The sequence below is a fragment of the Agromyces sp. NPDC127015 genome, assembly GCF_042725165.1.
GTDB classification, from domain to species: domain Bacteria; phylum Actinomycetota; class Actinomycetes; order Actinomycetales; family Microbacteriaceae; genus Agromyces; species Agromyces chromiiresistens.
Genome location: NZ_JBHXDI010000001.1, coordinates 737,897 through 751,701 on the forward strand (window position 1 = coordinate 737,897; position 13,805 = coordinate 751,701).

General features: G+C 71.3%; 14 protein-coding genes. 7 read left to right on the top strand and 7 right to left on the bottom strand.

Going from position 1 to position 13,805, the window contains the following annotated elements:
* The first annotated feature begins 12 nt into the window (after nucleotides 1-12).
* On the top strand, nucleotides 13-1,035 hold the full coding sequence (holA, locus tag ACFWGP_RS03425) for a DNA polymerase III subunit delta (RefSeq protein WP_376930124.1): 1,023 nt from the start codon (nucleotides 13-15) through the stop codon (nucleotides 1,033-1,035).
* 241 nt (nucleotides 1,036-1,276) lie between these two features.
* On the opposite strand, the gene rpsT is transcribed toward holA, so the two are convergent.
* The 5 genes from rpsT to ACFWGP_RS03450 form a co-directional block, all read right to left on the bottom strand.
* Nucleotides 1,277-1,537 (bottom strand): 30S ribosomal protein S20, encoded by a 261-nt coding sequence (rpsT, locus tag ACFWGP_RS03430; RefSeq protein ID WP_231431170.1) that lies wholly within the window; start codon nucleotides 1,535-1,537, stop codon nucleotides 1,277-1,279.
* 177 nt (nucleotides 1,538-1,714) lie between these two features.
* A complete protein-coding gene (guaD, locus tag ACFWGP_RS03435) occupies nucleotides 1,715-3,070 on the bottom strand; it encodes a guanine deaminase (RefSeq protein WP_376930125.1) in 1,356 nt (451 codons plus the stop codon).
* Between the two features lie 178 nt (nucleotides 3,071-3,248).
* The gene (locus ACFWGP_RS03440) at nucleotides 3,249-4,007 is read right to left on the bottom strand and encodes an alpha/beta fold hydrolase (protein WP_376930427.1); all 759 of its coding nucleotides are present in this window, start codon (nucleotides 4,005-4,007) and stop codon (nucleotides 3,249-3,251) included.
* A gap of 2 nt (nucleotides 4,008-4,009) precedes the next feature.
* Entirely contained in the window at nucleotides 4,010-4,630 is a 621-nt protein-coding gene (locus ACFWGP_RS03445) for a response regulator transcription factor (RefSeq protein ID WP_231431167.1), read from the bottom strand.
* Nucleotides 4,627-5,877 (bottom strand): sensor histidine kinase, encoded by a 1,251-nt coding sequence (locus tag ACFWGP_RS03450; protein ID WP_231431166.1) that lies wholly within the window; start codon nucleotides 5,875-5,877, stop codon nucleotides 4,627-4,629. Before ACFWGP_RS03450 ends, ACFWGP_RS03445 begins: the two co-directional genes overlap by 4 nt.
* 77 nt (nucleotides 5,878-5,954) lie before the next feature.
* On the opposite strand from ACFWGP_RS03450, the gene lepA reads away from it, so the two are divergent.
* Genes lepA through hemW form a run of 3 tightly spaced genes read left to right on the top strand, consistent with a single transcriptional unit; the run spans nucleotide 5,955 to nucleotide 9,752 of the window.
* Nucleotides 5,955-7,829 carry a translation elongation factor 4 gene (gene lepA, locus ACFWGP_RS03455; RefSeq protein ID WP_231431165.1) on the top strand — a complete coding sequence of 625 codons (1,875 nt, stop codon included), beginning with the start codon at nucleotides 5,955-5,957 and terminating at the stop codon, nucleotides 7,827-7,829.
* A gap of 31 nt (nucleotides 7,830-7,860) precedes the next feature.
* Nucleotides 7,861-8,511 carry a DUF1990 family protein gene (locus ACFWGP_RS03460; protein ID WP_231431164.1) on the top strand — a complete coding sequence of 217 codons (651 nt, stop codon included), beginning with the start codon at nucleotides 7,861-7,863 and terminating at the stop codon, nucleotides 8,509-8,511.
* 2 nt (nucleotides 8,512-8,513) lie between these two features.
* Entirely contained in the window at nucleotides 8,514-9,752 is a 1,239-nt protein-coding gene (hemW, locus tag ACFWGP_RS03465) for a radical SAM family heme chaperone HemW (RefSeq protein WP_231431163.1), read from the top strand.
* A gap of 45 nt (nucleotides 9,753-9,797) precedes the next feature.
* On the opposite strand, the gene ACFWGP_RS03470 is transcribed toward hemW, so the two are convergent.
* Nucleotides 9,798-10,181 carry a DUF4870 domain-containing protein gene (locus ACFWGP_RS03470; RefSeq protein ID WP_231431162.1) on the bottom strand — a complete coding sequence of 128 codons (384 nt, stop codon included), beginning with the start codon at nucleotides 10,179-10,181 and terminating at the stop codon, nucleotides 9,798-9,800.
* Nucleotides 10,182-10,294: 113 nt separating this feature from the next.
* On the bottom strand, nucleotides 10,295-10,699 hold the full coding sequence (locus ACFWGP_RS03475; RefSeq protein ID WP_231431161.1) for a DUF4870 domain-containing protein: 405 nt from the start codon (nucleotides 10,697-10,699) through the stop codon (nucleotides 10,295-10,297).
* 186 nt (nucleotides 10,700-10,885) lie between these two features.
* On the opposite strand from ACFWGP_RS03475, the gene hrcA reads away from it, so the two are divergent.
* Genes hrcA through ACFWGP_RS03490 form a run of 3 tightly spaced genes read left to right on the top strand, consistent with a single transcriptional unit; the run spans nucleotide 10,886 to nucleotide 13,805 of the window.
* Entirely contained in the window at nucleotides 10,886-11,908 is a 1,023-nt protein-coding gene (gene hrcA, locus ACFWGP_RS03480; protein ID WP_231431160.1) for a heat-inducible transcriptional repressor HrcA, read from the top strand.
* Nucleotides 11,909-11,956: 48 nt separating this feature from the next.
* Nucleotides 11,957-13,057: a molecular chaperone DnaJ gene (dnaJ, locus tag ACFWGP_RS03485; RefSeq protein ID WP_231431159.1), complete on the top strand. Its 1,101-nt coding sequence runs from the start codon at nucleotides 11,957-11,959 to the stop codon at nucleotides 13,055-13,057.
* 13 nt (nucleotides 13,058-13,070) lie between these two features.
* The gene (locus ACFWGP_RS03490) at nucleotides 13,071-13,805 is read left to right on the top strand and encodes a 16S rRNA (uracil(1498)-N(3))-methyltransferase (protein ID WP_376930126.1); all 735 of its coding nucleotides are present in this window, start codon (nucleotides 13,071-13,073) and stop codon (nucleotides 13,803-13,805) included.

The following is a 13,805-nucleotide window of genomic DNA, read 5'->3' on the forward strand; positions in this document are numbered from 1 at the left end:
ACGGAGGCACGGGTGGCAGCACGCGGTGGCGCTTCGGCGCGTTCGAAGGTCGCGATCCCGCAACTCGCCTGGCACGCCGTTCGACCTGCGCCGATCGTGCTCGTGACCGGTGCCGAAGACGTGCTCGCCGAACGCGCGATCGGCCTGCTCCGCGACTTCCTGCGGGCCGAAGACCCCGCGCTCGAGGTCAGCGACCTCGAGGCCGACGGGTATCGGCGGGGCGAGCTGCTCACGCTCGCGAGCCCGTCGCTCTTCGGCGAACCTCGACTGATCCGGGTGAGTGCGGTCGAGAAGGCGAGCGACGACTTCCTGCTCGATGCGCTCGCCTACCTCGAGCAGCCGGCCGACTCGACGACGCTCGTTCTGCGCCATCGAAGCGGGGTGCGCGGCAAGAAGCTGCTCGACGCGATCCGGGCGGGCACCGGCGGCGGCATCGAGATCGTCTGCGCCGAGCTGAAGAAGGACTCCGAGAAGCAGGACTTCGCGGCGGCGGAGTTCCGAGCGGCCGGCCGCAAGATCGCGCCGGGCGCCCTTCGGGCTCTCGTCGGGGCGTTCAGTGACGACCTCCGCGAGCTCTCGGCCGCGTGCCGGCAGCTCATCGCCGACGCTCCCGGCGACATCTCCGAGGCGGTCGTCGCCCGCTACTACGGCGGTCGGGTCGAGACGAACGCGTTCGCCGTCGCCGATGCCGCGATCGCCGGGCGCCACGGTGAGGCGTTGATCGCGCTCCGGCACGCGCTCGACAGCGGCGCCGACCCGGTGCCGATGGTCGCGGCGTTCGCGATGAAGCTGCGCACGATGGCGAAGGTGTCCGGTTCGCGCGGCGGCGGCGCTCAGCTCGCGTCATCCCTCGGCATGGCGCCGTGGCAGGTCGACCGAGCGCGTCGCGACCTCGTCGGCTGGACCGATGAGGGCCTCGGTGTCGCGATCGAGACCCTCGCCGCGACCGACGCAGCGGTCAAGGGCGCCGAACGCGACCCCGTGTTCGCACTCGAGCGCCTCGTCGGCGTCATCGCCGCCCGCGGTCGCCGCTAGTCGCTCCGAGCCCGCACCGAAGCAGCCTGAGGCCTCGCGTATCGGGGGGCGCCGTCGTCGCCCGACTCGAGGCGTGAAGTGCACTCGAGTTCGAGCGTCGAGTGTCGGGCGTCGAGGTGTCGGGCCGCATGGCTGGCCTTCGAAGGAGTGCGGCGATGAGGTGAGCACGGCCGGCCACGAGCCGTCCCGGAGACGACGAAGGCCCCGCCGAAGCGGGGCCTTCATGCGAAACTGCTGAGAATCAGAGCGCGGCGGCCTGCTTGGCGATCGCCGACTTGCGGTTCGCGGCCTGGTTCTGGTGGATGACGCCCTTCGACACGGCCTTGTCGAGCTTGCGCGAGGCGACGCGCACGGCGGCGGTGGCCTTGTCCTTGTCGCCCGAGGCGATGGCCTCGCGGGCGGCGCGCACGACGGTCTTGAGCTCGCTCTTGACGGCCTTGTTGCGCTCTTCGGCCTTGCGGTTGGTGCGGATGCGCTTGATCTGCGACTTGATGTTTGCCACGTGTGATTCTTTCGTTCGTGCGGGTACGGGAGGTGCCGTGAACGGTAGAGGGGCCGCCACGGCGTCTCGTGCGGGGTGGGACCCACACGGAAGCCAACACACAACACTACCAGTTCGCCCGGCGGCCCACCAAAGCGGGACTGCCGGGCGGGTCGCAGGACGATCCGACCGCCGGCATCACCCGTGCAGCGGAACCGGGTCGGTCAGGGCCGAGGCGCCCTCGTCGCCGAGGACCGACGAGCGCGCGTGCACGAGGTCGCCGCCGACCCATGTCGCAGCGACATCATGGGTGGTCGCCAGCGCGAACGTGCGGGCGAGCACGTCGCCCGCCGACTCCGAGCGCGACAGCACGATGTCGTACGCCGAGCCCGGCGCCGGGCGCACGTGGATCGCGTCGAACTGCATGCCGACGCCGAGATGGCCGACACCTTCGAGCCCGAGCGCCTCGGCTCCGGCGAGCGTCGCGAGGTAGAGGAGATGCGCGGGCTCGAGCTGCACGCCGTCGGGGCCGAGCAGCATCTGCATGAAGTACGCCTGGATGCCGTCCTTGAACAGGCTGAACCCGTTGCCGGCCCCGACATCGGTGCCGAGCGCGACGCGCACGCCGGCGTCGAGATGGCGACGCAACGGGAACAGCCCGCTGCCGAGCGCCGAGTTCGACGTCGGGCAGTGCGCGACCGAGGCGCCCGCCTCCGCCATCCTGGCGAGTTCGGGCACCGTCGTGTGCACGCTGTGCGCGAAGACCGAACGGCGGTTCACGAGCCCGTGGTGATCGTACGTGTCGAGGTAGTCGCGGCGGTCGGGGAAGAGGCTCGCGACCGTGTCGACCTCGGCGGCGTTCTCGTTGAGGTGCGAGGTGAACCAGAGGTCGTCGCGCGAGGCGAACGTGTCGCTGCACGCGGCGAGCAGGTCGTCGGACGCCGACAATGAGAACCGCGGCGTGACTGCATAGCGCAGGCGGCCGCGGCCGTGCCATGCCTCGACGAGGGCGGCCGCTTCCTCACGCGCTCGCTCGGGCGTCGTGTAGAGCCCGTCGAGCAGCATCCGGTCGCCGACGACGAGCCCGCTCGTGATGCGCAGGCCCGACGACGACGCCGCGCCGAAGAACTCGCGCATGGCGCCGGCGAAGTGCGATCCGAACACGAGCGCACTCGTCGTGCCGGCCGCCGCGAGCGCGTTGAGGAACTGCGGGGCGACCTCGCGCGCGTACGCGTCGTCGACGAACCGCGTCTCCTCGGGCAGGGTGTACCGGTCGAGCCAGTCGAGCAACGGCAGGCCGAGCCCCGCCATGGAACGCAGCTGCGGGAAGTGGACGTGCGTGTCGACGAGCCCGGGAAGCAGCACGCCGTCGCGCAGGTCGACGACCGTCGCGTCGGGGTGCCGCCGGGATGCCTCGTCGAATGCGCCGCGGAAGCGGATGACGCCGCCTTCGACGACGATCGCACTGTCGGCGTCGTAGCGCGCCTCGCCGCCCTCGAACGGGCTGACGGGCGTGTCGACGACGGTCGCACGGTAGAGCTGGGAGGGAACCATCGTTGGGACCACCTTTCGGCCCCGCCAGCTGATGCGTATCGACGCACCGGCCGGCGTTGCCTGACCGATGCATGGTTCGACACTGAATCTGCAGCGCATCGGTTATCCATGCGAACGATGCGCCGACGACACGCTACGTCGGTTGCCTGCGGAGGGCAAGCATTTCGGGTCGAACGGGTCAGCGGTGCCGGGCGGTGGCGCGCCGTTCGAGCTCGGCGACGGCGCCGAGCACGACCGCGGTGAAGCCGTCGGCCGCGGTCAGGCTCACGAGGTGGGTCGCCCCGGGCACGACGACGAGCCGAGCGTCGTGCGCCGCGCGCAGCAGCCGCCGTTCCTGCAGCCGGAAGTGGTCGTAGCGTCCGTTCACGAACCAGATCGGCACCCGGACGGCGTCGAGCGCCGCCACCGGATCGAGGTGCCCGACGGCCGCGAGCGCGGGGGCCATCACGTCGAGTGCGACGCCGCCTGCGACCACATCGGCGAGCGCGTCGGGCGCGAGGAAGAGGGCGGCGGTCGCGTCGTTCAGCCATCGTCCGCGATCGGGCAGACGGGCGATGGCCGCGGCGATCGACCGGTAGGCGGCGAGACCTGGCCCGCGAGGCACGGTCCCGCACGCGGCCGCGACGAGGCCGTCGAGACGATCCGGATGCCTCGCCGCGAACTCGATCGACAAGTAGCCGCCGAGGCTGAGGCCGACGAGCAGACGCGGCGGCGCGGCATCCGGAGCCGTCCCATCGGTCGGCGGCGGGTTCAGCGCCTCCTCGATCACCGCCATCGCGGCGTCGATCGAGAACTCCTCGGCCATGCGCGACCCGTGCCCGGGCAGGTCGACCGCGACGACGTCGACGCCGTGCACCGTGAGCGCGGCGACCTGCCGCCGCCACATCGTGGCCGAGGTTCGGATGCCGTGCACGAGCACGATGCGGGCGCCGACCATGCTCACCCCGCCCTGATCGCCCCGATCTCACGAGCCCGGGCGACGGCCGCGGTGCGCGAGCCGACGCCGAGCTTCGTGAAGATGTGCACGAGGTGCGACTTGACGGTCGCCTCGCTGAGGAAGAGCGACTTGCCGATCTCGCGGTTGGTGCGACCCTCGGCGACGAGCGCGAGCACCTCGGCCTCGCGCACCGTCAGGCGCTCGCCCGTGGCGCGGGAGGCGTCGAGCTTCGCGGCGAGCTCCGGTGCGAGCGCCCGATCGCCCTCTGCGGCGGCGCGCACGGCCGCGATGAGCGTCTCGGGCGGTGCGTCCTTCAGGAGGTAGCCGCTCGCGCCGGCTTCGATCGCCCCGAGGATGTCGGCGTCGGTGTCGTAGTTGGTGAGCACGAGCACCCTCGGTCCGTCGGGCTCGGCGCGCAGCCGGCGGGTCGCCTCCGCACCCTGCATCGCGCCGGGGAACTGGAGGTCCATGAGGACGAGGTCGACGCCCTTCCGGCCGAGACGCACCGCGTCCTCGGCCGAGGACGCCTCGCCGACGACCTCGAGATCGACCTCGCGTTCGAGCATCGCGCGGATGCCCGCCCGCACCACCGGGTGGTCGTCGGCGAGCAGCAGCCGGATCATGCTGGCACCACCGGGATGCGGATCGACAGCGCCGTGCCCTCGCCGGGCGCGGATTCGACGTCGGATCGGCCGCCGAGCTCTTCGGCGCGCCGCCGGATCGAACGGAGGCCGTACTCGCCGGCAGCGGCCGTCGTGCCGTCCGCGGCGGCTGCCGCGGCGCGTCGGGCGACGGCCTCGACGTCGAAGCCGATGCCGTCGTCGACGATGTCGAGCGCGACCTCGTCGCCGAGGTAGGTCAGCGTGAGCGAGCACGTGCGGGCGTCGGCGTGCTTCACGACGTTCGCGAGCGAGCCCTGGGCGATCCGCAGCAGCGCCGCGTCGACCGCCATCGGCAGCACGACCGGGTCGCCGCTCGTCGCGAACTCGACGCGTGTGTCGGCGCCCGACTGGTGAGCCTGGTCGTCGACGGCCTCGGCGAGCCGGCGGAGCGCGGCGGGCAGCGTCTGCTCGTCGAGCGACGGCGGGGTGAGCTCGCGGATGAACCGGCGCGCCTCGCCGAGATTCTCGGCCGCGGTCTCGCGGGCGAGCACGAGCTTCTGACGCACGCTCTCGTCCGAGACGTCCCGCTCGGCCGCATGCAGCAGCATCTGGATGCTCGAGAGTCCCTGCGCGAGGGTGTCGTGGATCTCGCGGGCGAGCCGCTCGCGCTCGGCGAGCGTGCCGGCCTCGTGGCTCGCGGCCGCGAGTTCCTCGCGCGTCGCGATCAGGTCGAGGATGAGCGCCTGGCGCTCCCTCGTCTCCTGCGCCATCGCGCGGTAGCCGAGGCCGATCACGATCGCGACGCCCGCGCTGATCAGCGGTCCGAGGATCGAGCCGACCTCGTAGCCGAGGTGGCTCGCCGTGCCCCAGACCGAGAGGCCGAAGGTGACGACGACGAGCGGCACAGCGATCGGCGCGGCGAGCACGTGCAGCTCGAGGAAGAACAGCGGGAAGGCGAGGAAGGCGGCGTCGGGGGTGAGCGCCGACATCGCGACCCAGAGCGCGAGGAGCATCACGAGCCAGACGACGCGCGCCCACGTCGGCAGGTGCCGGTGCGCCGTCGCGACCCCCGCGCCGTAGCAGGCGAGGAACGCGATCGCGAGCACCGTGATCGGCACCTCGTCGGTGTCGTCGGAGATGAGCGCCCGCACGATGACGAAGAGCGTGAGCCCGACGACGAGCAGGTGCAGCCCGAGCCGAAGCGCGATGAACACCGGGCGCAGCGCCGATTCGGCCCCGCGCGACGGGTTCGGCAGGGTCGCGCTCATGCTGCGAGCGTAGCCGCGGCGCCCGCCGCGAGGCATCCGTCGAAAGTCGGAAGCCGAATCATGGGAGAATCGACAGGATGTCTCCGAGAGCTGTGAACCCGCCGGTGCCCGCCGCCACCGACCCCGCGTTGATCCGAAACTTCTGCATCATCGCGCACATCGACCACGGCAAGTCGACGCTTGCCGACCGCATGCTGCAGATCACGGGCATCGTGTCCGATCGCGACATGCGGGCGCAGTACCTCGATCGCATGGACATCGAGCGCGAGCGGGGCATCACGATCAAGAGCCAGGCGGTGCGCATGCCGTGGCAGGTCGAGGATGCCTCGGGCGAGAGCCGTGCGTACGCGCTCAACATGATCGACACCCCCGGCCACGTCGACTTCTCGTACGAGGTCTCGCGCTCGCTCGCCGCGTGCGAGGGGGCGATCCTGCTCGTCGACGCCGCCCAGGGCATCGAGGCGCAGACCCTCGCGAACCTCTACCTCGCGCTCGAGAACGACCTCGAGATCATCCCAGTGCTCAACAAGATCGACCTTCCGGCGGCCGAGCCCGAGAAGTACGCGCGCGAGCTCGCCGACCTCATCGGCGGCTCGCCCGACGACGTGCTGAAGGTCTCCGGAAAGACGGGCGTCGGCGTCGAGGAGCTGCTCGACCGGGTCGTCGAGCGCATCCCCGCGCCGGTCGGCAACGCCGACGCAGCACCCCGTGCGATGATCTTCGACTCGGTCTACGACAGCTACCGCGGCGTCGTCACCTACGTGCGCATGGTCGACGGCCAGCTGAACCCGCGCGAGCGCATCCAGATGATGTCGACCCGCGCGACGCACGAGATCCTCGAGATCGGCGTCTCCGCGCCCGAGCCCACGCCCACCAAGGGCCTCGGCGTCGGCGAGGTCGGCTACCTCATCACCGGCGTGAAGGACGTACGCCAGTCGAAGGTCGGCGACACGGTCACGACGGCGGTGAAGCCCGCCGCCGAGGCGCTCGCCGGCTACACCGAGCCGCTCCCGATGGTGTTCTCGGGTCTCTACCCGATCGACGGCAGCGACTATCCCGAGCTGCGTGAGGCGCTCGACAAGCTGAAGCTCTCCGATGCGGCGCTCGTGTACGAGCCCGAGACGTCGGTCGCGCTCGGCTTCGGGTTCCGCGCCGGCTTCCTCGGCCTCCTCCACCTCGAGATCGTGACCGAGCGGCTGCGCCGCGAGTTCGGGCTCGACATCATCGCGACGGCGCCGAGCGTGGTCTACGAGGTCACGACCGAGGACAAGAAGACCGTCACCGTCACGAATCCGAGCGAGTTCCCGACGGGCGCGAAGATCGCCGAGGTGCGCGAGCCCATGGTGAAGGCCGCGATCCTCGCCCCGAAGGACTACGTCGGCACGATCATGGAGCTCTGCCAGTCGCGCCGCGGCAGCCTGCTCGGCATGGAGTACCTCGGCGAGGACCGCGTCGAGATCCGGTACAACATCCCGCTCGGTGAGATCGTCTTCGACTTCTTCGACCAGCTGAAGTCGAAGACGGCCGGGTACGCGAGCCTCGACTACGAGCCGGTCGGCGACCAGGCGGCCGACCTCGTGAAGGTCGACATCCTGCTGCAGGGCGAGCAGGTCGACGCCTTCAGCGCGATCGTGCACCGCGACAAGGCCTACGCCTACGGCGTGCTCATGACCGGTCGGCTGCGCGAGCTCATTCCCCGCCAGCAGTTCGAGGTGCCGATCCAGGCCGCGATCGGTGCGCGCATCATCGCGCGAGAGTCGATCCGTGCGATGCGCAAGGACGTGCTCGCCAAGTGCTACGGCGGTGACATCACCCGCAAGCGCAAGCTCCTCGAGAAGCAGAAGGAGGGCAAGAAGCGCATGAAGATGGTGGGCCGGGTCGAGGTCCCGCAGGAGGCCTTCATCGCGGCGCTGTCGGGCGACACGGAGACCAAGAAGGACGCCAAGAAGTAGCGCGCGGCCCGCCGCGCGCGAAGGAACACGGATGACTCGCAGAAGCACGTTCACCGACCAGTCGGTCACCTACGGGGCGATCGGCGCCACGCTCGACCCCGATTTCCTCCGCTACCCGCCGGTGGGCCTCCGGCCCGCCGAGGACGCGGTACGGCTCGGCTCGGGCCAGGAGCGGTTCGACCGCTCGGCCGAGGCGCTCATGACGTGGGGCATCCAACGGGGAGCCGGGTTCACGATCGCCGACGTGTCGGCCGGCACCGGGGCCCAGTACCCCGGCATCGTGTTCGACCCGACCGGCGCCCCGCTCGCCGACCAGCCCGCGCCCCGCACGGAGGACCGGTTCGGCGCCGACGGCACCCCGTACATCGCCGCGGGCATGACCGCGACGCTCGAGCACAAGCGGCGGTTCGGCACGGCGAAGACCCCCGTGCTCGTCGTCTACGTGATCGACGAACCGAACCGGATCGGCTTCGCCTACGGAACGACGGCGCACGGCGCCGAGACCGGCGAGGAGTCGTTCATCCTCGAGCACCGCGACGACGACACGGTGTGGCTCACCATCCGCTCGATCCTCGCGACCGCGGGCGGCGTGCGCGCCGTGCTCTCGCCGTCCACCCGTCGTCGTCGTCGCGAGCTCACCCGCAGGGAGCTGCGGGCGCTCCACCCCGCCGGCGGCGTGTAGGCGTGGGCTCGGCGCTGCCGCTCGGCGAACCGGCTCCGGCCGACGGCCTGCTGCCGGCCCAGGCGGCCGCGGGCGCCGCGGACCGCGCGTTCGGCGTCTACGTGCACGTGCCGTTCTGCCGGGTGCGGTGCGGGTACTGCGACTTCAACACGTACACGTCCGACGAGCTGCGCGGCGCCCGGCAGGCCGACTACGCGGGCCAGGCGATCGACGAGATCAGGATGTCGCGGCGCGTGCTCGAGGCATCCGAAGTCCCCTCCCGCCCGGTCGAGACCGTGTTCTTCGGCGGCGGCACGCCCACCCTCCTGCCCGCCGCCGACCTCGTCGAGATGCTCGGCGCCGTGCGCGACGAGTTCGGCCTCGCGCCCGGCGCCGAGGTCACGACCGAGGCGAATCCCGACTCGGTCGGACGGCGAGAGCTCGACGAGCTCGCGGCCGGCGGGTTCACGCGCGTGTCGTTCGGCATGCAGTCGGCGGTTCCGCACGTGCTGGCGGCGCTCGACCGCACGCACGACCCCGAGCGGGTGCCGCAGGTCGTCGAGTGGGCCCGCGACGCAGGGCTCGACGTCAGCCTCGACCTCATCTACGGCACGCCGGGGGAGTCGCTCGACGACTGGCGGCGCAGCCTCGAGCACGCCATCGCGCAGCGCCCCGACCACCTGAGCGCGTACGCGCTCATCGTGGAGGACGGCACGAAGCTCGCCCGGCAGATCCGCCGCGGTGAGCTCGCGACGCCGTCGGACGACCTCGAGGCCGACATGTACGAGCTCGCCGACGAGTCGCTCGCCGCGGCCGGCTACGACTGGTACGAGGTCAGCAACTGGGCGCGCGGCACCCGGCACCGGTCGCGCCACAACCTCGGGTACTGGCGGGGCGACGACTGGTGGGGCGTCGGCCCGGGCGCGCACAGCCACGTCGGCGGCGTGCGCTGGTGGAACGCGAAGCATCCCTCGGCGTACGCCGAACGCCTCGCGAAGGGCATCTCGCCCGCCGTGGGCCGCGAAGTGCTCGACGGACCGACGCGCGAGACCGAGCGCGTGCTGCTCGCGACGCGGATCCGGGAGGGGCTCGAGCTCGCCTCGCTGCACACCGGCGGCCGTCATGCGGTCGCCGGGCTCATCGCAGACGGCCTCGTCGACGCGAGAGCCGCCCTCTCCGGCGTGCTGACGCTCACGCGGAAGGGGCGGCTCCTCGCCGACGCGGTGGTGCGGCGGCTGCTCGACGCTCCGGTGGTCGAGTAGCGCCCGACGACGCGGGGCGCGGATCGAGAACCGGTGCGGACGAGCTCAGTTGACGAACTTGATCGCGATCGGGTAGACGTACGGCTCGCCCTTGTTCGCCGCGATCGCGGCGATGATGCCGAAGACGATCGAGCAGATCCACGCCGCGGCGAGGATGATGAATCCGATCAGGATGAACGCGGTGATCCAGCCGACGACATAGGCGATGAGCAGCGTGATCTGGAAGTTCAGCGCCGTCGCCGCGTGGCCGCGGACGAACGGGCCCTTGTCCTTCAGGATGAGGTAGCCGATCAGCGACGGCAGGACGCCGAAGATGATGCCGCCGATCTGGATCAGCGTCGCCCAGAGCTTCTCGTCGGACGGGCTGAGCGGCTGGTTCTGCTCGTAGGGGTTCACGGGCGGGGGAGGTGGCGGGGTGCCCTCGGACATGGTCTCTCCTTGATCGGGCCGCCGGGCGGCGGCGGGTCGCTGTCATGCTGGCACAGACGAGCGCGCCGCGGAAGAGTTCCCGCGGCGCGCTCGGCAATGCGTCGTCGAACCGGCTACTTGATGAGGCGGATGGCGAAGGGGTACCGGTAGTGCACGCCGTCCTTCGCCTTGAGGTACGCGAGGATCGAGAACACGACGACGGTCACCCAGAGCGCGGTCGGCAGGAGCCACCCGACGTACCCCCAGAACCCGAAGGTCACGAGGGCCAGCACCATGTTCACGATCACGATCGCGACGTACGCGATGATCGCCGTGATCTGGAAGTTGAGGCCCTCCTTCGCCTCGACGTTCGTGAACGGGCCGCGGTCCTTGAACACGAGCCAGATGATGAGCGAGGGCAGCGGGCCGACGATGCCGCCGAGCTGGGCGAGCGAGCCCCAGAGCACGTCCTGGTCGTGGGCGAGGGGGGCGGCCGGCTGCGGCTCGGGGGCGGGGGGCGGCGGTGCGGAGTCGCTCATGGGCATGCCTTTCGGGGGCGGGAACGGTCGGGTGGAGGCGCGGGCCGCGGGAACGGGGGCGGCGCGCGGAACATCCATACGGTAGCGCCCCGGTGGGACCGCGGCAACGGCCGGGTCACGGGATGTCGCGATATGATTGGCACTCCGATCGATCGAGTGCCAAGCCGTGCAGAGGAAGCGAGGGCCATGGTCTCCGAACGCAGTCTCGCGGTGCTCCGCGCGATCGTGCAGGACTATGTCGCCTCGCGCGAACCCGTCGGCTCGAAGACGATCGTCGAACGCCACGCCTTCGGCGTCTCGGCCGCGACCATCCGCAACGACATGGCACTCCTCGAAGAGGAGGAGCTGATCGCGGCGCCGCACACGTCGTCGGGCCGCATTCCGACCGACAAGGGCTATCGCGTCTTCGTCGACCAGCTCACCGACGTGCGTCCGCTGAGCTCGGCGCAGCGACAGGCGATCGAGACCTTCCTCGGCGAGTCGAGCGACCTCGACGAACTGCTCGCCCGCACCGTTCGCCTCATCTCCCAGCTCACGAAGCAGCTCGCGGTCGTGCAGTACCCGAGCTTCTCGAGTGCACGGGTGCGTCACGTCGAGCTCGTCGCGCTCGCACCCTCCCGCGTGCTCTGCATCCTCATCGCCGACTCCGGCCAGGTCGAGCAGCGGCTCGCCGAGCTCGCCGAACCGGTCGACGACGAGACGCTCGCGTCGCTCCGGCACCGCCTCAACGAGCTCGTCGCGGGCACCACGATGACGGATGCCTCGGAGCTGCTGTCGGGCGAGCTCGACGTCGTCGACCGGCGCCACGCCGCGGTGCTGCACACGCTCGCCGCGACGCTCGCCGACCAGGCGCGCCAGCAGCGCAGCGACCGGCTGGTCGTCGCGGGTGCCGCGAACCTCGTGCGCACCGAACAGGACTTCGCCGGGTCGATCCTCGGGGTGATCGAGGCGATCGAGGAACAGGTCGTGCTGCTCAGGCTCTTCGGCGAGATGGCGACCGACGAGCACGCCGTCGCCGTTCGCATCGGCCGAGAGAACGCCTCGTTCGGCCTCGGCGAGACGTCGATCGTGTCGAGTGCGTTCGAGATCCCCGGGCGCGACATCTCGCGCCTCGGCGTCGTCGGGCCGACCCGAATGGACTATTCCAACAGCATGGCGGCCGTCCGCGCCGTCGCCCGATACCTCTCCCGCACGCTCGGCGAGAACTGACCAGCCGCCGTCCGAACCGACCGGCGCAACCGAAAGGACAAGCCCTCCGTGGCCGACCACTACGAGGTCCTCGGCGTCTCCCGCGACGCCACCCCCGACGAGATCAAGAAGGCGTACCGCCGCCTCGCGCGAGAACTCCACCCCGACGTGAACCCGGGCGCCGAGGCATCCGAGCGCTTCAAAGAGGTGACCCACGCGTACGACGTGCTGAGCGACCCCAAGCAGCGCCAGCAGTACGACCTCGGCGGCGGCCAGGGCGGCTTCGGCGGCCAGAACTTCGGCGGCTTCGGCGACATCTTCGAGACGTTCTTCGGTGCCGGCCAGCAGAGCCGTGGCCCGCGGTCGCGGCGTGAGCGCGGCCAGGACGCCCTGATCCGCGTCGAGGTCGGCCTCGACGAGGTGATCTTCGGCACCCATCGCGACATCGAGGTCGACACGGCCGTGCGCTGCGAGACCTGCCAGGGGTCGTGCTGCCAGCCGGGCACCTCGCCCGTCACGTGCGACATCTGCCACGGCAGCGGCCAGATCCAGCGCCAGGTGCGCTCGCTCCTCGGCAACGTGATGACCTCGAGCCCGTGCGGCACCTGCCGCGGCTACGGCACGATCATCGCCACGCCCTGCATCACCTGCCAGGGCCAGGGGCGCGTGCGCGCACGTCGTACGGTGCCGGTCGACATCCCTGCGGGCGTCGACACGGGTGTTCGCCTGCAGATGCCGGGCTCCGGCGAGGCCGGCCCCGCCGGTGGACCGAACGGCGACCTCTACCTCGAGATCAAGGTCAAGAACCACGAGGTGTTCAGCCGCAACGGCGACGACCTGCTCGCGACCCTCGAGGTCGCGATGACCGACGCCATCCTCGGAACGGACGCGACGATCCCCGGTCTCGACGGCGACGTCGAGCTCGAGGTGAAGGCCGGCACGCAGAGCGGCGAGATCCTGACCGTGAAGGACCGCGGGGTCACCAAGCTCCGCGGCAACGGCCGCGGCGACCTCAAGATCGGCGTGCAGGTCGTCACGCCGACGAAGCTGTCGTCGAAGGAGCGCGATCTGATCTCGCAGTTCGCGGCGTCGAAGCGGTCGCCCGAGCCCGAGCTCAGCCACTTCCAGCAGGGGCTGTTCGCCCGGCTCCGCGACCGGTTCCTCGGCTGAGCGGAGTCCGCAGATGAGCAGCCTGTACCTCGACGAGTCCCTCGACCTCGGCGCGCTCGCCCCGGGCGCGGAGGTGCGGCTCACGGGCGACGAGGCGCGGCACGCCGTCACCGTCGCGCGCATCCGCACGGGCGAGCGCATCGCGATCGGCGACGGGCGCGGGGTGATCGTCCGTGGCTCGGTCGTCGCGACCGAGCCCCGCGAGCTCGTGCTCGTCGCCGACGAGGTCGCCGTCGAGGAGCGTCCCTCCCCGGCGATCACGCTCGTGCAGGCCCTCGCGAAGGGCGACCGCGATGAGATGGCCGTGCAGGCGTCGACCGAGCTCGGCGTCGACGCCGTCGTGCCGTGGGCCGCCGCCCGTTCGGTGTCGCGGTGGGAGGGCCCGAAGGCCGAGAAGGGCAGGCGCCGCTGGGCCACCATCGTGCGCGAGGCCGTCAAGCAGTCGATCCGCGCCTGGCAGCCCGAGGTCACCGAGGTCACGACGACGGCCGGGCTGGCCGCGCGGCTGGCCGGAACCCGCGTGCTCGTGCTCGAGCCGACCGCACGTATGGCGCTCACCGAGCTCGAGCCCGACGGCCGCGACCTCGCGCTCGTGGTCGGGCCCGAGGGCGGCATCGCGCCCGACGAGCTCGACCGCCTCGTCGCCGCCGGCGCCGAGACGGTGCGCCTCGGCGCATCGGTGCTCCGCACCTCGACCGCCGGTCCCGCGGCGATCGCCGTGCTGAGCGTCCGGCTCGGGCGGTGGTGA